This window comes from Lawsonibacter hominis (assembly GCF_014287895.1).
In the GTDB taxonomy this organism is placed as follows: domain Bacteria; phylum Bacillota; class Clostridia; order Oscillospirales; family Oscillospiraceae; genus Lawsonibacter_A; species Lawsonibacter_A hominis.
The window spans coordinates 203,693-225,038 of sequence record NZ_JACOPP010000001.1; the positions used below are offsets into that span (position 1 = coordinate 203,693).

Genomic DNA, 21,346 nt, shown 5'->3' on the forward strand with positions numbered 1-21,346 from the left:
CGCTCCTTCCCTACCAGCGATTTTTTGTGCTGCAGCGGCTCAGGCCCGGTATACCGTCTCGCCGTTGAGCACAGTCTCCACTATGTTTACTTTGGTGAATTCCGCAGGCTCTGTCTCGAACAGGTCCCGGTCCAACACGGCCAGGTCGGCCAGCTTGCCCAATTCCAGGGTCCCGCGGCAGTCTTCGTCGCCGCTGGCCCAGGCCGCGCCGGAGGTGAACAGGCGCACCGCCTGTTCCACCGAAAGGGCCTGCTCCGGCAGATAGGTCCTGGTACCGGCCCGGTTCTGCCGCGTGACGGCCGCGCGCAGATTGTCCAGCACGTTGAAGGGCTCCACAGGGCAGTCCGACCCGCCGCTGACGCGCAGGCCCAGCTCCTCCATCGCTTTCCAGTTATAACAGTCCTTCGCATGCTCCCCGCCCACCCGCTCGGCGATGATCTCCATGTCCGCGTCGATGAAAATAGGCTGGATATAGGCCTGCAGCCCCAGCTCCTTCATCCGCCGCAGCAGTTCAGGGGTGGTGATCTGGGCGTGGACGACGCCGTGGCGGTGCTCCGGCCACGGGTCTTCCCGCTCCACCCGCTCGACCGCGTCGCATACCTTCTGCAGCGCCAGGTCCCCAATGGCGTGGACCGCCACGTTCATCCGCCGGGAATGAGCCGCTTTGATCCGGTGATAAAGCTCCTGTTCGGTATGGATGGGAATGCCGTGGTTGGCGGTTTCATCGGCATAGCCCGCGATCATTTCAGCGGACCTGGCGCCCAGGGAGCCGTCCTGGAGCAGTTTGCGCGGGCCGGTCCGGAACAGACTCAGCCGGTCCGCCGGATCGCTGCGCACGTCCAGGAAGCGGTCAAACTCCCTGGGGTCCACCAGGCACTGCTCGCAGATCCGCACCGTCAGTCCGCCGCTGCGCTCCATCTCCCGAAACAGCTCCACCATGTGGAGGGGGTCCACACCGGCGATGACCTTCAGGTCGTCGGAGTGGACGCAGGTGATGCCCGCGGCGTTCAGATCCCGCTGGCCCAGCCGGATCAGCTCCCGCACGTAGACGTCGTCCGCCTGGGGCAGCACGTCCATATAGAGGCGTGCGGCGTCTTCCCGCAGGATGCCGTGCGCAAAATCTACCAGCTCCAGCACCTCCGGCGCCACGGCGTCCAGCGCGCGGATGCGCTGTAGCATCACCGAATTGCAGGCCCCGATATGGAGGCAGGCCCGCAGCATGCACACCGGAATGGTGGTGGAGATGCGGTCCAGGTCCTCCCGCGTCACCAGGCGTCCTTCTTCCATCGTCTCCTGATTCCACCCCATACCGATCAGGTAGGCCGGATGGTCCTGCTCGATCCGGGCCCGGCCGCGGGAAACGATCTCCTCAATCGACCTCACCCCAAAGAGCGAAAGATTTTTTTGGATCATGGCATAGTGGAGCATGTGCATATGGGTGTCCGTGAAGCCGGGCAGCACCATGGCCCCCTGTAAGTCCTGCCTTTCATCCCAGTCCCGGGCCAGCGCCTCCTGCACAGAGCCCAAAAACACGATCCTGCCGTTCTCCGTACCGACCGCTTCATAGCGGCGCATCGCACGGTCCATCGAGGTGATCCTTCCGTTATACCAAAGTCTGCGCATAAACCTCTTCCTTTCCACCCGCGGCAAGCTTTCGCCATCTAAACTGTGCAAACCGGATGCCAACCTTGTCCCGACCGTCGAAAACAGGCCGCCGGAGCAGGGCCGGCGGCCGGGAAACCCCGGGGTACGGCCCTGTCCGGCGGCCTGTTTTTTCCGCCGCCCAGAGAAACGAGCATCCAATTTTAGGTGCAAAAATTTTTGCGGTGCAAAATTTTTTACAGGTCATATTTTTTCAGCTTGTACTTCAAGTTCTGGCGGGAGAGCCCCAGCAGACGGGATGCCTGGGAGATGGAGCCCGCCTGCTGCATGGCCCGGCGGATCAGCTCCCGCTCGTACCGCTCCATGGCCCGCGCCAGGGAAAAGCTCTCCTCCATCCGAAAGGCCTCCGGGATCTCCGGCGTCTGCTCCAGACCGCCCTGCCGCCCCGACAGGACTTCCTCCATATCTTCCACGGTCAAGCGTTCCCCCCGGGCGGTCGCCATCGCGCCTTCTATGGCATTCTGGAGCTCCCGCACGTTTCCCGGCCAGGAATAACTCCGCAGCATCCGAAGGGCCCGCTCGCTGAGGCCCCGGACATTCCGGCGCATCGTTCGGTTGTAGCGGTCGATAAAACAGCCCGCCAAAGGGGCGATGTCGCACAGCCGTTCCCGCAGGGGCGGAAGCGTCAGGCGGATCACCCCCAGGCGGTAGTACAGATCCTCCCGCAGCCGTCCCTCCTGGATGAGTTTCCGGGGCTTCTCATTCACCGCCGCGACGATCCGCACATCAAAAAGGATGTCCCGGCTCCCGCCCAGGCGGCGCACCTTTTTCTCCTCCAGCACCTTGAGCAGCTTGGCTTGGAGCGCAGGATCCATGGAGTTGATCTCATCCAGGAAGAGCGTGCCGCCGTCCGCCTCCTCCAGGAGCCCCTTCCGGGTGAGCGCCCCCGTGTAACTCCCCTTCTCCGTGCCGAAAAAGAGGCTCTCCAGCAGTGTGGCGGGGATGGCCGCGCAGTTTTGTGAGACAAAGGGACGGCCCGCCCGGTTCCCTTCACTGTGGAGGGACTCTGCCACCAGTTCCTTCCCGGTCCCCGTCTCCCCATAGATGAGCACCGAGGAATCCAGCTTCGCCACGTCCCGGATCCTGCTTTTGAGGGCCATCATGGCGGGGTCCTGCGTCAGGATGCGGTCCAGGGTGGACAGGCCGCCGCTCTCCCCGCCCCGAATGATGCGCTGATCAATGGTATGATACTTGGACGAGTCCACGACACACTCCACCCGCCCATCCACCACCAGGGGAATCGTGGTGGACTCCAGCAGCACCCGTTCCCCCCTCCGGTTGTTGATGTCCTGAAGCACATTATAGCTGGCCGTTCCGTTGCGCAGGGCCTGCAGGATGGTACTGCTTTCCTCGTCCAGCTCCGGGTAAAGCTCCAAAATATGGCGTCCCACCGTATCCTGGGAACACCAATAGCTGTTCAGGGAAATCCGGTGATATTCGATGATTCCCTCCCGATTGACCACTAAAATCCCGTCTGTGTCCTCACAGAGGTGGAGCACCTCGCCGATTTGATCCAGAAAACGCTCCAGCATACCCGTCTTCCCCTTTCCTCGGTCAGAATACAAAAAAATCCGGATTTCTCCAGATTCCATGCATAAAACTTGTTGACTTATGGAAACGCCCATGGTATACTTAAATGCTTTCGTGCGCAGACCGTGCCGATCTCAATTCTTTCCCATTTTGCGTCCAGTTTACCACGCGGCCGGTCAAAGCGCAAGAGATAAAATCCACTTTTTGTCCACGCATCCGGGTGTGCGCATTTTGCCTCCGCACCCTCCTTTGTACGTTTTGACGAAAACGCAGCAGCCGGATACGGGAGAAGACCGGGACGGCCGGTTTTGTTCCCGCGTCCAGAATAGAAAACGAGGTGTTTTTTCTACGATGATGGTCAAGGACGTCTACTACGGCAAGACCCTCCGAAAGAGCTATGCGCGCCATGAGGAGATCCTGGACATGCCCAACCTGCTGGAGGTGCAGAAGAACTCCTATCAGTGGTTTTTGGACCACGGCCTGCGGGAGGTCTTCAAGGACGTGGCCTCCATCACCGACTACGCCGGGAACCTGGAGCTGTCCTTTATCGACTACTCCATGGACGAGGCTCCCAAGTACGACGTGGAGGAGTGCAAGGCCCGGGACGCCACCTATGCGGCCCCCATCAAGGTGCGGGTGCGCCTGCGCAACAAGGAGACCGAGGAGATCAAGGAACAGGAGATCTTCATGGGGGATTTCCCTCTGATGACCAAGGGCGGCACCTTCGTGATCAACGGCGCCGAGCGCGTCATCGTCTCCCAGATCGTCCGCTCCCCCGGCATCTACTACTCCCGCAACGAGGATAAGGCGGGCAACCTGACCTTTGCCACCACCGTGATCCCCTACCGGGGCGCCTGGCTGGAGTATGAGACCGATCTGAACGACATGTTCTATGTGCGCATCGACAAGAACCGGAAGATCCCGGTAACCTGCCTGATCCGCGCCGTCGGCCCCCGGACCGACGCCGAGATCCTGGAGCTGTTCGGCGAGGACCCCCGTATCGTGGCCACCCTGGAAAAGGACGCCTGCAAGACCTATGAGGAGGCCCTGCTGGAGATCTACCGCAAGCTGCGCCCCGGCGAGCCCCCTACGGTGGACTCCGCCGAGAGCCTTCTGAACGCCCTCTTCTTCGATCCCCGGCGCTACGATCTTTCCGCCGTGGGCCGCTATAAGTTCAACAAAAAGCTGGCCATGTGGCAGCGCCTCTCCGGCCAGAAGCTGGCCATGCCCGTGGTGGACCCCTCCACAGGCGAGATCATCGCCGAGCCCGGCGAGGTCCTCACCCGTGAGCGGGCCCATGAACTGGACGACAAGGGCGTCAACGAGGCGGTCATCGACCTGGACGGCGCCCTGGTCAAGGTCTTCTCCAATCACATGGTGGACATGAGCAAGTTCGTCTCCTTCGACCCCGAAGCGTGCGGCGTCACCGAAAAGGTGCGCTTCCCCGTGCTCCAGGAGCTGCTGTCCAGGTACGAGGGCGAGGAGCTGCAGGAGGCCGTCCGGGACCACCTGGACGATCTGATCCCCAAGCACATCATCGTGGACGACATCATGGCCTCCATCAACTACGTGGGCTGTCTGGCCTACGGCGTCGGCGCCGCCGACGACATCGACCATCTGGGCAACCGCCGCCTGCGCTGCGTGGGCGAGCTGCTGCAGAACCAGTTCCGCATCGGCTTTTCCCGTATGGAGCGCGTCATCCGGGAGCGCATGACCATCCAGGACCTGGACATCGTGACCCCCCAGAGCCTGATCAACATCCGCCCCGTCACCGCCGCCATCAAGGAGTTTTTCGGCTCCTCCCCGCTGAGCCAGTTCATGGACCAGACCAACCCCCTGGCCGAGCTGACCCATAAGCGCCGCATGTCCGCCCTGGGCCCCGGCGGACTGAGCCGGGACCGCGCCTCCTTCGACGTGCGCGACGTCCACTACAGCCACTACGGCCGCCTGTGCCCCATCGAGACCCCCGAAGGCCCCAACATCGGCCTGATCTCCTATCTGGCCTCCTACGCCCGCATCAACCGCTACGGCTTTATCGAGGCCCCCTACCGCAAGGTGGATAAGGCCACTGGCCGCCTGACCGAGCAGGTGGACTATATGACCGCCGACGTGGAGGATCAGTTCATCATCGCCCAGGCCACTGAGCCCGTGGATGAGAACGGCTGCCTGGTCAACACCCGCATCACCTGCCGCCACCGCAACGAGATTATCTCGGTGGACCGGGAGCAGGTGGATTATATCGACGTATCCCCCAAGATGATGTTCTCCATCGCCACCGCCATGATCCCCTTCCTGGAGAACGACGACGCCAACCGCGCCCTGATGGGCGCCAACATGCAGCGTCAGGCCGTGCCCCTGCTGACCACCCAGGCCCCCATCGTGGCCACCGGCCAGGAGCACAAGAACTGCATCGACTCCGAGGTGGCCGTGCTGGCCGAGGCCGACGGCGAGGTCACCCGCGTCTCCGCCGATTATGTGTCGGTCCGCTATCCCGAGCTGGGGGTAAAGGACTACAAGCTCACCAAGTACCTGCGCTCCAACCACGGCACCTGCATCAACCAGCGCCCCATCGTCCGTGTGGGCCAGAAGGTGGAAAAGGGCGAGGTCATCGTGGACGGCCCCTCCACCTGCAACGGTGAGATCGCCCTGGGCAAGAACATCCTGATGGGCTTTATGACCTGGGAGGGCTACAACTACGAGGACGCCATCCTGCTCAATGAGCGTATGGTAAAGGAGGACGTGTTCACCTCCATCCATATCGAGGAATACGAGACCGAGTCTCGGGATACCAAGCTGGGTCCCGAGGAGATCACCCGGGATATCCCCAACGTGGGCGAGGACGCCCTGCAGAACCTGGATGAACGGGGCATCATCCGCGTGGGCGCCGAGGTGCGCGCCGGCGACATCCTGGTGGGCAAGGTCACCCCCAAGGGCGAGACCGACCTGACGGCGGAGGAGCGGCTGCTGCGCGCCATCTTCGGCGAAAAGGCCCGCGAAGTGCGGGACACCTCCCTGAAGGTGCCTCACGGCGAGAGCGGCATCATCGTGGACGTGAAGGTCTTTACCCGCGAGGCGGGCGACGAGCTCTCCCCCGGCGTGAATATGGTGGTCCGGGTCTATATCGCCCAGAAGCGCAAGATCAGCGTGGGCGACAAGATGGCCGGCCGCCACGGCAACAAGGGCGTCGTTTCCCGCATCCTGCCCCAGGAGGATATGCCCTTCCTGCCCGACGGCACTCCCCTGGATATCGTCCTGAACCCCCTGGGCGTGCCCAGCCGTATGAACATCGGCCAGGTACTGGAAGTCCACCTGGGTTATGCCGCCAAGGCCCTGGGCTGGAAGGTGGCCACCCCCGTCTTCAACGGCGCCGACGAGCAGGATATCGAGGACACGCTGAATCTGGCCGGCCTTTCCCCCGACGGCAAGAGCTGGCTCTACGACGGGCGTACCGGCGAGCGGTTCGATAACCGCGTCACCGTGGGCTACGTCTACTTCCTCAAACTCCACCACCTGGTGGACGACAAGATCCACGCCCGCTCCACCGGCCCCTACTCCCTGGTCACCCAGCAGCCGCTGGGCGGCAAGGCCCAGTTCGGCGGCCAGCGCTTCGGCGAGATGGAGGTGTGGGCACTGGAGGCCTACGGCGCGGCGTACACCCTGCAGGAGATCCTGACCGTCAAGTCCGACGACGTCACCGGCCGCGTGCGCACCTATGAGAGCATCGTAAAGGGCCACAACGTACCCAAGCCCGGCGTGCCCGAGTCCTTCAAGGTTCTGGTCAAGGAGCTTCAGTCCCTGTGTCTGGATATGAAGGTGCTGGATGAGAACGGCAGCGAGATCGAACTCAGGGACGACGACGAGGACAACTACCAGCCCGGCAAGTTCCGGGACGACGACGACGACTTCTACGGCTACAATGCCGGCGGGGAGTCCGACTTCGCCGCCGCGGGCTACACCCTCAAGGAGGGCAGCGACGACGACGACCTGGTCGTGGAGGACGAGGACGGCGACGACGACGCGTTCGACGGAGACGACTTCTCCGACGACGGGGATTTGGAATAAGTAAGGGAGGACGATGAGACTATGAGTTACGCTGAATTCGACGCGATCCAGATCGGTATCGCCTCCCCGGAACAGATCCGCGAGTGGTCCTACGGCGAGGTCAAAAAACCCGAGACCATCAACTACCGCACCCTGAAGCCCGAGCGCGACGGCCTGTTCTGCGAGCGCATCTTCGGGCCCACCAAGGACTGGGAGTGCCACTGCGGCAAGTACAAGAAGATCCGCTACAAGGGCAAGATCTGCGACCGCTGCGGCGTGGAAGTCACCCGGGCCAAGGTGCGCCGGGAGCGCATGGGCCACATCGAGCTGGCCGCCCCCGTGAGCCACATCTGGTATTTCAAGGGCATCCCCTCCCGTATGGGCCTGCTGCTGGATATCAGCCCCCGCATCCTGGAGAAGGTGCTCTACTTCGCCAGCTATATCGTCACCGACCCCGGCTTCTCTCCTCTGGCCAAGAATCAGATCCTCTCCGAGAAGGAATACCGCGATATGCGGGAGAAGTACGAGGACGACTTTGAGGCCGGCATGGGCGCCGAAGCGGTCAAGAAGCTGCTGCAGGACATCGACCTGGAGCAGCTCTCCGCCCAGCTGCGCGCCGAGCTCAAGGATGCCTCCGGCCAGAAGAAGGCCCGGATCGTCAAGCGCCTGGAGGTCGTGGACGCCTTCCGCATCTCCGGCAACAAGCCCGAGTGGATGATCATCGACGTCCTGCCCGTCATCCCGCCGGAGCTGCGCCCCATGGTACAGCTGGACGGCGGCCGCTTCGCCACCAGCGACCTGAACGACCTGTACCGCCGGGTCATCAACCGCAACAACCGCCTCAAGCGTCTCATCCAGCTCAACGCCCCGGACATCATCGTGCGCAACGAAAAGCGCATGCTCCAGGAGGCCGTGGACGCGCTCATCGACAACGGCAGGCGGGGCCGCGCCGTCACCGGCGCCAATAACCGCGCGCTCAAGAGCCTGAGCGATATGCTCAAGGGCAAGCAGGGCCGCTTCCGCCAGAACCTGCTGGGCAAGCGCGTGGACTATTCCGGCCGAAGCGTCATCGTGGTGGGTCCCGAGCTGAAGATCTACCAGTGCGGCCTGCCCAAGGAGATGGCCATCGAGCTCTTCCGCCCCTTCGTCATGAAGAAGCTGGTGGAGGACGGCTTGGCCAACAACATCAAATCCGCCAAGAAGATGGTGGACAAGGGCCGGGCCGAGGTGTGGGACGCGCTGGAGTTCGTCATCAAGGACCACCCCGTCATGCTCAACCGCGCCCCCACCCTGCACCGTCTGGGCATCCAGGCCTTCGAGCCCGTGCTGGTGGAGGGGCGCGCCATCAAGCTCCATCCCCTGGTGTGTACCGCCTTCAACGCCGACTTCGACGGCGACCAGATGGCTGTCCACGTCCCCTTGTCCGCCGAGGCTCAGACCGAGGCCCGGGTGCTCATGCTGTCCGCCAACAACCTGCTGCGGCCCCAGGACGGCGGCCCCGTCACCGTGCCCACCCAGGACATGGTGCTGGGCTCCTACTACCTGACTTACGAGAAATACCCCGAGCACACCATCGGGGAAACCTTCGATGATGTGGCCAGCGTCAAGGCCGCCCTGGCTGAGGGCGTGGTGGCCCCCGACGATTATATCTGGGTCAAGGCCCCCGGCCGTCTGGACGATATTCCCACCTACGCCGGCATCTGCGCCGAAACGGAGGACGGCCAGCTGCCCCGGGAGGTGCTCCACGTCTTCTCCGACGACATTGAGGCCCGTCTGGCCTATGACGAGGGAGAGCTGGAGCTGCACGTGCCCATCCTGGTCCGCCGCTCCCGCGAGGTGGACGGCAAGGTGCTCCACAAGCTGGTGCGCACCACCGTGGGCCGCCTGATCTTCAACGAGGGCATCCCCCAGGACCTGGGCTTTGTGGACCGCAGCGACCCCGAGGCCATGTTTGAGCCGGAGATCAATTTCGTCACCGGCAAAAAGCAGCTGGGCAAGATCATCGACAAGTGCATCACCAAGCACGGCTTCACCGTGTCCGCCGGCGTGCTGGACACCATCAAGGCCAAGGGGTATAAGTTCTCCACCCGGGGCGCGCTGACCGTCTCCATCTACGACATGACCGTGCCGCCCGAGAAGAACGGCCTCATCGCCGCCACCGAGCAGGAGATCGTCAAGATCGACCGGCAGTACAAGCGCGGCTTCCTGACCAACGACGAGCGCTACCGCCTGGTGGTGGAGGCGTGGGAGAAGACCACCAAGGACGTGACCGAGGCCCTGATGGCGGGTCTGGACCGGTACAACCCCATCTGGATGATGGCGGACTCGGGCGCCCGCGGCTCTTCCGCTCAGATCCGCCAGCTGGCCGGCATGCGCGGCCTGATGGCCGACACCTCCGGCCGTACCATCGAGATCCCCATCAAGTCCAACTTCCGCGAAGGCCTGTCCGTGCTGGAGTACTTTATCTCCTCCCGAGGCGCCCGGAAGGGCATGGCCGATACCGCGCTGCGTACCGCCGACTCGGGTTACCTGACCCGCCGTCTGGTGGACGTGTCCCAGGAGGTCATCATCCGGGAGCACGACTGCGGCACCCACGACGGCATCACCGTCAGCGAGATCGTGGAAAACGGCCAGGTCATCGAGACCTTCGGCGAGCGGCTCAAGGGCCGCTACCCGGTGGAGGACGTGTGCGATCCCAAGACCGGCGAGGTGCTGATCTCCCACGATCGCATGATGACCGTGGACGACGCCAAGTTCCTGGAGGCGCACGGCATCTGCGAGGTCAAGATCCGCAGCGTGCTCACCTGCGAGTCCCGCAGCGGCGTCTGCTCCAAGTGCTACGGCATCAACCTTGCCATCGGCGAGCGCGTGGGCGCCGGTGAGGCGGTGGGCATCATCGCCGCCCAGTCCATCGGCGAGCCCGGCACCCAGCTGACCATGCGTACCTTCCACACCGGCGGCGTGGCCGGCGGCGACATCACGCAGGGTCTTCCCCGCGTCGAGGAGCTGTTTGAATCCCGCAAGCCCAAGAAGATGGCCCAGCTGGCTGAGATCAGCGGCACCGTCACCCTGGAAGAGGCCAAGCGCAACTCCATGTGCAATGTGACCATCACCGCCGACGACGGCGAGGTGGTCACCTACGCCCTGCCCTACTCCGCCGGCCTCCGGGTCCAGAACGGCGACAAGGTGGCCAAGGGCTTCGCGCTCACCGACGGCGCCCTCTACCCCCAGGACGTGATCCGCATCCGCGGCGTCCATGCGGTGTACGACTATCTGATCCAGGAGGTCCAGAAGCCCTACCGTCAGCAGGGCGTGGATATCAACGACAAGCACATTGAGGTCATCGTGCGCCAGATGATGCGCAAGGTCCGGGTAGAGGACGCGGGCGATTCCGATCTGCTCTCCGGCTCCACCATCGACCTGATCGAGTATCTGGACGCCAAGCGCGCGGTTCAGGACCGCATCGACGCCGGCGAGACCAACGACGGCATCGAGCTGCGCCTGCCTACCGCCACCCGCATCCTGATGGGAATCACCAAGGCCAGTCTGGCCACCGACTCCTTCCTGTCCGCCGCCTCCTTCCAGGAGACCACCAAGGTCCTGACCGAGGCCGCCATCAAGGGCAAGGTGGACCACCTGCTGGGTCTGAAGGAAAACGTCATCATCGGCAAGCTGATCCCCGCCGGTTCCGGTCTGAGCATCTACCGCAAGTACGACAAGGTGGACGACGAGGGCACCGCCGAGAGCGATGCTTCCGACGGCGAAGCGATTGCCGACGAGGTCGTCCCGGCCCCCGTCGAATTGTAAGGATCGGAAAAGGCCCGGAGCGCTGCTCCGGGCCTTTTCCCTTTTTTAAGTGATCGTGAGTGAGGTGAAAGGATGTCTTCCCAGCCGCTTTCTCCCCGTCCTTCTCTGCGCGCCCTCTTCTGTGCCGGGACCGGGCTGGCTCTGCTCCTGCTCAGCCTGGTCCCTGTTCTTGGTCTGACCCGCGGCTCCGCCGGGGCACGGTGTGCCGTATTTCTTTTGTTGGCGGCCATAGCCGCCGGCGCCGCCGTTCCTCTGGCGCTCCGGCGCTTCCCGGCCGGATGGCTGCTCACCGCCCTGCTGCCCATCGGCCTGGCATTCTTCCTGCGCGCCCTGCTGCTGGACTATGTGACGCCGGACTACGAGACGTTCCTGTCCCAGTGGGCGCAGGCTTTCCGGGAAAACGGCGGTTTCGCCGCGGTACGCCTGCCGATCGGCAACTACAACGCGCCCTATCTCTATTTTCTGGCCGCCATCTCTTACCTGCCGGTGCCCGACCTGTATCTCATCAAGCTCTTTTCCATCCTCTTCGATGTCGTGCTGGCCTGGGGCGGGCTGAGGCTGGTCCGGCGCTTCTGCCCGCCGGACAGCATCCGGCCCCTGGTGTGCTTCTGCCTGCTGCTCCTTCTGCCCACGGTGGTGCTCAACGGGTCCTGCTGGGGCCAGTGCGACTCCCTTTACGGCGCGCTGACCCTCCACGCCCTGGCCTGCGCGCTGGAACAGCGGCCCAAGTCCTCTCTGGCGCTGCTGGGAGTGGCCTTTTCCTTCAAACTGCAGACCGTATTTCTGCTTCCCCTGTGGGGCGCGCTCTGGCTCATGGGCCGCCTCAAATTCCGCCATCTCTTCTGCTTTCCTGCCGCCTACGGCGTCACCATCCTGCCGGCCCTCCTGCTGGGCAAGCCTCTGGGCGATATTCTGGGGGTCTATTTGGGCCAGACCCAGGAGGGGGTGGGAAGTCTGTGCTACAACGCCGCCACGGTTTTCTCTTTTTTGCCCTATGACGCCCAGGTCGACGAGACGCTGGGCGCCAAGCTGGGGATCGCCGCGGCGCTGCTGCTGGCGCTGACTCTGCTGGCGCTGCTCCGGCGGCGCCGGAAAACAGCGGACGAAACGGCCCTTCTGGCCGCGGCGGCGGTCATGGCCATCGGAGTGCCCTTCCTGCTGCCCTATATGCACGACCGTTACTTTTTCCTGGCCGACGTGCTCACCCTGGCCTGGGCCTGCGCGCTTCCCCGGCGCTGGTACTGCGCCGTATTGGTGCAGCTCTCCTCCCTGAGCGCCTATGCCGTCTATCTGCGCCAAAGATATACCTTGATCCTCTCTCTGGGCGGACGCACTTACGTCATGCTGGCGGAAGCCCTGTTGATGCTGGCCGCTCTGATTCTCGCTCTGCTCGCTCTGTTCGCCCGCCTGCGTCCCGTTGCGGGCCCGTCCGCCCGATAGGACGTCTTTGGGAGAAAATTCCGGAAATTTCCGCCCGGAAAGCGGTTGACGGAACGGAAACAATGTGTTACAATTTGGTTACAGTGTTTCAGGATTGTTACAGCCTGTAAAAGGAGGCTCTCATGTCAAATAAGGATATCCCCCTGACCTACAAAGGCCATCCGCTTCGCCGTAAGGACAGCCTGATTTATTACGGCAGCATGGCAGAAAAATATATCATCATGCTCCAGGTTCTGAACAGCAGGAAAGAGCAGGATCTGGAGCTGGCCACAAAGGTGGCCGTCCAGCTCCAGCTGACCGACCCCGATCTGAAAAGCCGCGACCGCGTGGTCAAAAAGACCGAGAAGGACAGCCTGTATGCCGCTATGGACGTAGCGTCCGTATGGCTGGACCGGGCCCTGTCCAGCAAGTGAGCCGGGATCGTTACCAATGATAAAAAAGCCGCCGCAGTCTGCGTGCGGCTCAACCTTTGAACGGAGGGACAAGCCGATGATACTGCCTGCCAAGCTGCTGCGCACCGCGCTGCTCACCACCGCCCTGGCCGCCGTCTGCACCATAGGCGCTTCCGCCGCCAGCCTGGGCGTCGGTACCGTAGAGGCCGACGCGCTGCGTCTGCGGGAGGAGGCCGGGACGGAGGCCACTATTCTGGCCACCGCCGCCAAGGGCGACGCCGTGGTGATTTTGGAGGATGCCGGGAACGGCTGGTACAAAGTGGATTATAGGTCCGTGGAGGGCTATATGTCCGGCGAGTACCTGACGGTGTCTGAGAAAGCGGACGTGGCCATCGGTTACGGGCTGGTCCAGACGGATGGTTCCACCCTGAATATGCGCAGCGGCCCGGGCACCGGATACGACAAGGTCGCCGCCCTCTCCAACGGCGCTGTGGTCACCATCGTGGGCATCGACAGCGGCTGGTACAAGATCAATACCTCCGGCGGCCTGAGCGGCTATGTCAGCAGCGATTATATGGTCACCTGCAAGGACTCCGCCGGTTCCCGCGGCGACGATACCGTCGCTGCCGCCGCCACTTCCCTGGGGCAGCAGGTAGCGGACTACGCCAAACAGTATCTGGGTGTTCCCTATGTTTACGGCGGCAACGGCCCCAACAGTTTCGACTGCTCCGGCTTTACCAGTTATGTGTACCGCCACTTCGGCTACACCATCAACCGCACCGCCTCCACCCAGCTGTCCAACGGCGTGTCGGTCTCCAAGAGCGAGCTGCAGCCCGGCGATCTGGTATTCTTCAAGTACAACACCTCCAAGGCGGCCTCGCATGTGGGTATCTATATCGGCAGCGGTGAATTCATCCACGCCTCCACCAATACATATACCGTAAAGATCGACAACCTGACCTATGGTCACTACAACAACGTATACGTCGGCGCGCGCCGCATCCTGTAAGCAACGCCAAACAGCCCGCACGGAGTCTTCCGTGCGGGCTGTTTGACGTCTTTGGGCTGAGGGTTACTCCTGGGGCTTGTCGTCCTCGTGGACCTCGCAGCCACAGTCGCAGCCGCTCGGCTCCTCAGGGGGCACGTCGGTGACCACGGGCGGGACCTCCGCGTCGGATACATTGCCCTCGGCCTTGATCTCAGCAATGCGCGCTTTGTTCTCTTCGATGGTGATCTTGCTGGCGGTGATCTTCTCGCACAGGGCCACATAAGCGGTCTCGGGCGCCATGCCGCGCTCGGCATAATAGAGCTTGCCGATTTCGATATACGCCTTCTTGATGGCGTCCTCTTCGCCCGCGCTGCTCAGGTTCAGCTTGCCGATTTCCGCCAGCTGCTTGGACTTGGCCACGCCGGCCCGGCCCAAGTCGACCGCACGCTCCTTTAACTCGTCAAAAAAAGCCATATGAAAAACCTCCTGTTTGTTCTGCTTGGCATTACCTCTGGAATCTGGCCTTATTCTACCCCCTTTTGCCGCCCGGCGCAAGGGGCCCCATGTTGATTTTAACCATTTTTAATGTTCTTTATCGGGAAACATACGCATTTGGTTATCCGATTGATGCGATAATTGTTATTAGACACGGCGGCGATTTTCGGTTAACCTTATAAATAGAAGCAATTCCGAACAGGAGGTAAAAACGTTGTCTGCTCCCTTTTACGCCAAGAGCCCCGGAAACGAGGGCTATATCAAAAACATGGAAGTGGTGGGCTTCTGCGATCTCAACGGCGTCAACGCCTTCCAGATGGCCCTGCACAAAACCGACGACGGCAGATACTATATGTACTGCGGATCTTTCCGCGGGCCAGGCTGGAATATCGTGGATGTGACCGATCCCGCCGAACCCAGGGTGGTCAACTGGATGCAGGCGTGCGACCCCAAGGAGTACCCCGCCACAAACACCCCCAAGATCCAGGTAGCCGACGGCCTGATGATCGGCGCCACCGGCGGCGGCGTGTCCTTTCTCCACGGCTGCAAGCCCGGCGACAAGAGCCTGGGCAGCCTGCAGATCTTTGACATCAAGAGCGACCCCGTCCACCCCAAGCTGCTCTCCAAATGGGAGACCGGCGTGCCGGACGGCATGGGTGTGCACCGCTTTATGTACAACGGCGGGCGCTACGTCCATCTGTCCGCCGACTGCCCAGGCTTTACCGGCAACATCTACCGGATCCTGGACATCATCGATCCCACTCACCCGGTAGAGGTGGGCCGCTGGTGGGAGCCCCGCCAGTTTACCGACGGTATGAAAGCGGGCGAGTATCCCGTGGACGGCCCACAGCACTGGGAGTTCATGGACTGGCCGCAGCTTCACGGGCCTCCGTTCGTGGTGGGCGACCTGGCCTATCTGTCCTACTACTGCGAGGGCCTGGTCATCCTGGACATCTCCGATGTCACCCGGCCCAAAAAGGTCGGCCAGCTCAAGCTGAAGGGGCCCTTCTCCGGCAAGTACGCCGGGGCCCGCACTCATACCTGCCTTCCCCTGCCCGGCCGCAATTTCCTGGTGGCCACCAACGAGGGGGAGCGCTTTCCCTTCTATAACAAGGACATTCTCACCAACGGCCCCCGCAAGGGCGCTCAGCCTATGAACAACCTGCACATGATCGACATCTCCGACCCCACCGATCCCCAGCTGGTGGCGGAATTCCCCTATCCCGAGGTGCCGGAGCACTTCCCCTGGCCCAACTTCAACACCGCCGGTCTGGACGGCATGCAGGGCCCCTTCGGCCCCCACAACATCCACGAACCCATGAGCAATAAGCCCTGGCTGGACCAGAACCCCAATCGGGTCTACTGCTGCTACTTCCATGCGGGCATGCGGGTGTACGACGTGTCCGACCCCTACTATATCAAGGAGCTGGCCTACTTCATCCCGCCGAATCCCGAGAAACTCCTCTTCGACATCCCCGTCCCGGGTCCCATGCTGGCCACCACCGAAGACTGCGTAGTGGACGACCGCGGGTATATCTACATGGATACCTGGCACGACGGCATGTATATCCTCAAACTGAAGGACGGTGTCTGAGTTCCCGTTCCATCCCCCGTTTTTCTGACCGAAAAGACGGCGCTGCTCTCCCGTGGGAAAGCAGCGCCGTTTTGTTTTACCAGACCTGTACGCGTTGTTCCGGCTCCAGCCACATACCGTCGCCGCTCTGGATGTCGAAGGCGGCATAGAATTCATCGAATGCCTGCAGAGCCCGGTTGCCCCTCAGCTTGCCGGGGGCGTGCACATCCAGCTGTGCCAGATAGGCGTAGATCTCCCGGGTCCCGGTAAAGGTCCAGGTGCGGGCCGCGCTCTCGTAAAGCGTTGGATAGTCGGGCTGCTTTTCCTTGCCTTCAGCCTGGGTGATGCAGGCCAGGGCGCCCAGGTCCGCAATATTCTCAGAGAGGGTCAGATTCCCGTTGCAGGTAACGCCGGGGATGACCTCTACTCCGTCGTAAAACGCCACGACCCGCTGGCACAGCTGCCGGAAAGCGGCGTAGTCCTCCTCGGTCCACCAGTCGGCGGCGTTGCCGTTCTTGTCGAACTTGGCGCCGTTGTTGTCGAAGGCATGGGTCATCTCATGGGCAATGATATAGCCGATGCCGCCCAGGTTCTCGGTCGGGTCGGCCTGCACGTCATACAGGGGCGCCTGGAGGATTCCGGCAGGGAAATTGATGCTGTTGGAGGTCGCGTCGTAATAGGCGTTCACCGTATAGGGGGACATCTGCCAGGCGGTCTTATCGACCGGCTGATCCTGCAGGGCCACCGCCTCCGCCCGGGATGCCAGGGTGATGGACACCAGATTTTCAAAATAGCTTCCGCCCTGAGCGGCACTTCTGATCTGGGCGTCATCCAGATAGGTATCCCAGCGGTCGGGATATCCCACATTTACCGTGATGGCGTTCAGCTTCTCCACGGCCTTTTCCTTGGTGGCGGCGCTCATCCAGTCCAGCGCCAGGATGCGTTCCTTATAAATACCCCGGAACTGTTCGATCATGGCCTCCACATCGGCCTTGGCCTCGGCGGAGAAGTAGCGCTCCACGTAGACCTCGCCCAGATAATCGGCCAGGTAAGCCTGTACCAGCTGGGCGGCCAGATCCTCGTCGGGCAGGCTGGTGTCGGTGCCGTACATGGCCTGCTGGAGCCGGTCGGACGCATCGGTAAACGCCCGGTCCAGCGCGCTGCCGAAGCTGCCCAGCAGATAGAGCTTCATTATGGTCTTCAGCGTTTCCAGGTGAGTCTCGTCAAAATAGGCTGCGGCGGTCTCCAGCAGGGCTACGTCCTGAACCATGACCGCCTCGCCCTCGGAAAGGCCTTCCGCCTCCCGCACCGCATCCAGGTCCACGTTGGGGAACAGCGCCTGAAGCGCTTGCATGGTGTAGAGGTTATAGGTTTTATCCACATCGCCGTACTCCTGCCGGTCCATCATGGCGCCGGCCAGGTCCTGCTCCACCTGATAATAAGCCTGAGCGTCCTTTGCAGCCTTGGCTGCATCCTCCCCGCCCAGCGTGAGCAGCGTGGTCAGATACTGGAGGTAGGCGTCTTTGATCCCGGCGCCGGCGGCATAGTCCTCTTTGCCCAGCGAGGGGGAGAGGCTCCCAAAGGTGAGGATGTATTTCCCGCTGTCCTTTTGGTCCACCGTCAGGCCAAAGCCCAGCGCCAGCGAGGCGCCCAGCTGACTGGACACGTCGTTATGGACCTTCATCAGCGCATCCAGGCTCTCCGCCCGGCCGATGGCGTCCAGATAGGGCTTGATCGGCGTGATTCCGGCTTTGTTCCGGGCGTCCCAATCCAGGATGTTCTCGTAGAGGTTTTTGATCTTCTCCTCCGGGGTGCCCTCCTTGGGGGCAGAGGCGGCGATCTCCCGGATGATCTCGGATACCTGCCCGGTGACTTCATAGCCCAGATCATACAGGGCGCCGCTGTAGGCATAGCCCGCGGGAATGGTAGAAGCGGTCAGCCATTCCCGGTTGACCGCGGCGTAGAAATCGTCCTTCCGGTTGCTCCCCTCCAGGGCGTACACCCGGCGGAGCAGCAGATCCAGCTGCTGGTCGGTCACTTGCAGCTCGGGAGAGAAGGTCGTGGCGCTGGTGCCCGCTACGATGCCCGCGGCGAACACATCGGCCAGCTCTGTTTGCGCCCAGGCAGGCACATCGGTAAAGCGGGCGGCGGGATAGGCCCAGCGAGCGCTGTCCCCCGCCGCCGCAGGCAGGGGGCCGAAGGCCCGGGAGAGCATCACCAGGGCCTCCGCCCGGGTGACCGGGCGCCCCTCCGCCCGATCGCCGCTTCCGTCCCCCTTCAGCAGATCGGCCGCAGTCAGTCCGCTGTGATAATCGTCGGCTGCGGCAAGCAGGATCTCACATACCTCGCCGCGGGTAAGCGTGCGGGGCGCGTCCGCAGCCAGAGCCGCGGCAGGCAGGGCCGTGAACGCCATCAGGGCGGCCAGCAGGCCGGCCAGCCATCGTTTTCCTCTCGTCATTGAGACACTTCCTTCCAAATTGATGGCTTCATTATAGCACCATTCCCTTGCAGCAATCCTAAAAGGAATATTAAAATTGTTTAAGGGCATTACTGCATCATTCAACGCGTGCGGATTGGCGCGAAGATTTGTGCCGCAAAAAGGCGCAAAACCGCAGGAATACTTTTTGTATTGCAAGGTTTTGCAACGCATTTGTGGGGCAAATTGGCCGCCAAGACGTGCGTGGGGAATTGTGCGGTGATGCCTAAGGTTTCCAAAAAACTCCGCTGCCTTGGGAGCGCTTCCCCGTATCTTTCGCGCTCTCATTGCGGTGCGCGCTCCGTTTTGCCGGGATATCCTCCTTAGCGTTCCCGCTCCTTCCCCGCCTCAGTCTAGTATATTTTGCGGCCGCCGCGCATCTTTTTCCTGTCTTTTTCGTATCCTAACCCTGAATTGGGGGGAGTGGGATGAAGCGCAGGCTGCCGCTATCCATACAGGTCCTGATCGGCCTGGGCCTGGGCGTGCTGGCCGGGCTGGCGCTCCAGGGTGCGCCCGGCTTTGCCGCGGACTATATTCAGCCCGTGGGCACGCTGTTTTTAAACCTGGTCAAGATGCTGGTGGTCCCCCTGGTCTTTTCCTCCATCGTGACGGGCACCTGCGGTCTGGGGGACGCCCGGCAGGCGGCGGGCATCGGCGCGCGTACCATCCTCTTTTATCTTTGTACCACCGCCGTGGCGGTGACCCTGGGTCTGCTGGCGGGCAACCTGTTCCCTGTGGGGCGGGGATTGGGTTATGCCCTTCCGGACGCGCCGGCCGAGGAGGAGACCGTACGTCTGGCCGACACCCTGCTCAACCTGGTGCCCGCCAACCCGGTCGCCGCGCTGGCCGAGGGCAATATGCTCCAGATCATCTTTTTTGCCGTGGCGCTTGGGGCCGCTATCCTCGCGCTGGGCGGCACAGGCGAGCCGCTCTACGGCGTCTTTGACAGTCTGGCCCGGGCCATGTATGCCCTCACCGGCTTTGTGATGAAGCTGGCCCCCGTGGCCGTATTCGCCCTCATCGCACCGGTCGTGGCACAGCTGGGCCCACAGGTGCTTCTGTCCTTTCTGGGCGTCGTCGCCCTGGTCTACGGGGCCTGCCTGGTCCATGTTCTGGTGGGCTACTCGGCGGCGGTGTGGGGTCTGGGCCGGGTCAGCCCTCTGCGCTTTTTCCGCCAGGCCCTGCCCGCCATGGTCTTCGCCTTTTCCTCCGCCAGCTCGGCGGGCTCTCTTCCCTTTTCCATGGAGGCCGCCGAGCGTCTGGGCGTGCCGCACCCGGTGCGCTCCTTCATCCTCCCGCTGGGCGCTACCATCAATATGGACGGCACCGCCATCTACCAGGGCGTATGCGCCCTGTTTATCGCCAACGCTTACGGCCTGACCCTCTCCCCCGCACAGCAGCTCACCGTCATCGTCACCTGCACGCTGGCCTCCATCGGTACCGCCGGAGTGCCCGGCGCGGGGGCCGTCATGCTGAGCATGGTGCTCCAGTCCGTGGGCCTGCCGGTAGAAGGGGTGGGGCTGGTCCTGGGCATCGACCGGGTGCTGGACATGGCGCGCACCACGGTAAATATCACCGGCGACCTGGCCTGCTGTGTGGTGGTGTCCGCCGCCGAACGCCCGGACAAAAAGGGGCCCCCCGCCTGAGGGAGGCCCCTTCTTCACGCCTGTTCGGGGGTGGTGATCCAGAGCGTGTTTTGCTCCGCGTCCCACACGTCCTCCAGCCCCGCGGCGTCCACCATAAAGCGCACCGGGACATAGACCTTCCACCCCACCAGCTCAGGCGGCACCGCCATAGGAACCTGTCCCCGCCCGGACACCTGGCCCCGGGTGCTGCCCACCCGGACGGTGATGGTCTGCACCCCGTTGTTGCAGACCGCCGTCCCGGTGGCCGCGTCGTAGGAGAAGTCATAATAGCCCATCCAGATGGCCAGCTCACGCAGAGGGGCCATGGTGCACCCCGCTGTGGTGCGGAGCGTCCTGTCGGTCAGGGAGAAATACTTCCCATCCAGGGCCACATAGGTGGGAGATGGCCCAAAGGTGTCCCGCAGCAGGGCCGCCTGCTCGGCGTCGTCCACCACTAGGGGCTTGCCCGAGGTGACAATGCCCAGTTTATCCGTGGGCACCAGCACTGCGCCGCCCTGTCCGCCGTAGACCTTCAGCCCGACCGCATTCCACGGGTCCAGGGTGCGGAAGTACACCCCGTCCACCGACACCTGGAGGGGACCGCCGTTCATCCGGTAGATCAGCCAACCGTCAGTCTCGTCTCCAGGAACCAGGGTTTTGGCCGTGGCCGGTTTCTCCGGCCTTGGCTCCGGCAGGCCGAATACACTCCAGCCGCTGAGGGCCCAGTTCCGGCCGTCGCTGCTGCGGTAGGTTTTATAGCCATCCTCCCACAGGGTCAGCACATAGTACGCACCGTCAATATAGGCCAGGTCTGTCACCGGCGCGCCGAAGTCGTGCTCTGCCACCTGTTGAAACGCCCCGTCCAGCAGAACCACCCACTCCCGGTTCACTTTATCCCCGTTGCCTATCGCGTACTGCCGCAGAAGATAGCTGTCCCCGCTACAGGCCAGGTCATAATAGACGTACTCTGTTCCGTCCAGTCCCTCCAGCGGGTCAAAATCCAGTTCCGGCGTGCTCCACTCCGTCCCGTTCCAATAGGACATGCTTCCGCTCTGACGGTCATACCGCACCACCGCGCCGCCGGTCTCCAGCAGGAACATCCTGCTGGAGGCGGCCTGCTCACGGGGCATCCGGTCCGTAGGCAGCCAGTCCCTGCCATTGGCAGACACGTCCCAGACATGGGCGCCGTCCTCCTCCACCCGCTCCCGGATGATGTACCCGTTACCGCTGGCGTATTCCCACGCACTGGCCGGAACGGCCAGTACAAGGGCCGCGGCCAGGGCGGCGGCCAGCACCGAAATTACACGTCGTCTCATG

12 protein-coding genes are annotated in these 21,346 nt (G+C 62.8%); 7 read left to right on the forward strand and 5 right to left on the reverse strand.

Annotated features, from left to right (window positions below; genetic code table 11):
• Positions 1–39 precede the first annotated feature (39 nt).
• Together H8S57_RS01035 and H8S57_RS01040 are read right to left on the reverse strand one after the other, a co-directional pair.
• Positions 40–1,623, reverse strand: coding sequence for an amidohydrolase (locus H8S57_RS01035; protein ID WP_186906212.1), 1,584 nt, complete (start codon positions 1,621–1,623; stop codon positions 40–42).
• A gap of 215 nt (positions 1,624–1,838) precedes the next feature.
• Positions 1,839–3,194: a sigma-54 interaction domain-containing protein gene (locus H8S57_RS01040; protein WP_186906213.1), complete on the reverse strand. Its 1,356-nt coding sequence runs from the start codon at positions 3,192–3,194 to the stop codon at positions 1,839–1,841.
• A gap of 352 nt (positions 3,195–3,546) precedes the next feature.
• Between H8S57_RS01040 and rpoB the strand changes: the two genes are divergently transcribed.
• From rpoB to H8S57_RS01065, 5 genes are all read left to right on the forward strand, one after another.
• On the forward strand, positions 3,547–7,254 hold the full coding sequence (gene rpoB / locus H8S57_RS01045; RefSeq protein WP_186906358.1) for a DNA-directed RNA polymerase subunit beta: 3,708 nt from the start codon (positions 3,547–3,549) through the stop codon (positions 7,252–7,254).
• Between the two features lie 21 nt (positions 7,255–7,275).
• Positions 7,276–11,040: a DNA-directed RNA polymerase subunit beta' gene (rpoC, locus tag H8S57_RS01050; RefSeq protein WP_186906214.1), complete on the forward strand. Its 3,765-nt coding sequence runs from the start codon at positions 7,276–7,278 to the stop codon at positions 11,038–11,040.
• 72 nt (positions 11,041–11,112) lie between these two features.
• On the forward strand, positions 11,113–12,480 hold the full coding sequence (locus H8S57_RS01055; protein WP_186906215.1) for a putative hexosyltransferase: 1,368 nt from the start codon (positions 11,113–11,115) through the stop codon (positions 12,478–12,480).
• A 122-nt stretch (positions 12,481–12,602) separates the two neighbouring features.
• A complete protein-coding gene (locus H8S57_RS01060; RefSeq protein ID WP_186906216.1) occupies positions 12,603–12,893 on the forward strand; it encodes a hypothetical protein in 291 nt (96 codons plus the stop codon).
• Positions 12,894–12,969: 76 nt separating this feature from the next.
• A complete protein-coding gene (locus H8S57_RS01065) occupies positions 12,970–13,881 on the forward strand; it encodes a C40 family peptidase (RefSeq protein ID WP_186906217.1) in 912 nt (303 codons plus the stop codon).
• A gap of 63 nt (positions 13,882–13,944) precedes the next feature.
• Here the strand turns inward: H8S57_RS01065 and H8S57_RS01070 are convergent, their stop codons facing one another.
• Positions 13,945–14,334, reverse strand: coding sequence for a serine proteinase (locus H8S57_RS01070; protein WP_186906218.1), 390 nt, complete (start codon positions 14,332–14,334; stop codon positions 13,945–13,947).
• Between the two features lie 235 nt (positions 14,335–14,569).
• Between H8S57_RS01070 and H8S57_RS01075 the strand changes: the two genes are divergently transcribed.
• Positions 14,570–15,949, forward strand: a complete 1,380-nt coding sequence (locus H8S57_RS01075) for an LVIVD repeat-containing protein (protein ID WP_186906219.1) — start codon at positions 14,570–14,572, stop codon at positions 15,947–15,949.
• Between the two features lie 76 nt (positions 15,950–16,025).
• Here the strand turns inward: H8S57_RS01075 and H8S57_RS01080 are convergent, their stop codons facing one another.
• Complete coding sequence (locus tag H8S57_RS01080; protein WP_186906220.1) at positions 16,026–18,386, reverse strand: M13-type metalloendopeptidase; 2,361 nt, start codon at positions 18,384–18,386, stop codon at positions 16,026–16,028.
• Positions 18,387–18,832: 446 nt separating this feature from the next.
• Between H8S57_RS01080 and H8S57_RS01085 the strand changes: the two genes are divergently transcribed.
• The gene (locus tag H8S57_RS01085) at positions 18,833–20,050 is read left to right on the forward strand and encodes a dicarboxylate/amino acid:cation symporter (protein WP_186906221.1); all 1,218 of its coding nucleotides are present in this window, start codon (positions 18,833–18,835) and stop codon (positions 20,048–20,050) included.
• A 14-nt stretch (positions 20,051–20,064) separates the two neighbouring features.
• Here H8S57_RS01085 and H8S57_RS01090 read toward each other — a convergent pair whose 3' ends face one another.
• Positions 20,065–21,345 (reverse strand): copper amine oxidase N-terminal domain-containing protein, encoded by a 1,281-nt coding sequence (locus H8S57_RS01090; RefSeq protein WP_186906222.1) that lies wholly within the window; start codon positions 21,343–21,345, stop codon positions 20,065–20,067.
• Position 21,346: the final 1 nt, after the last annotated feature.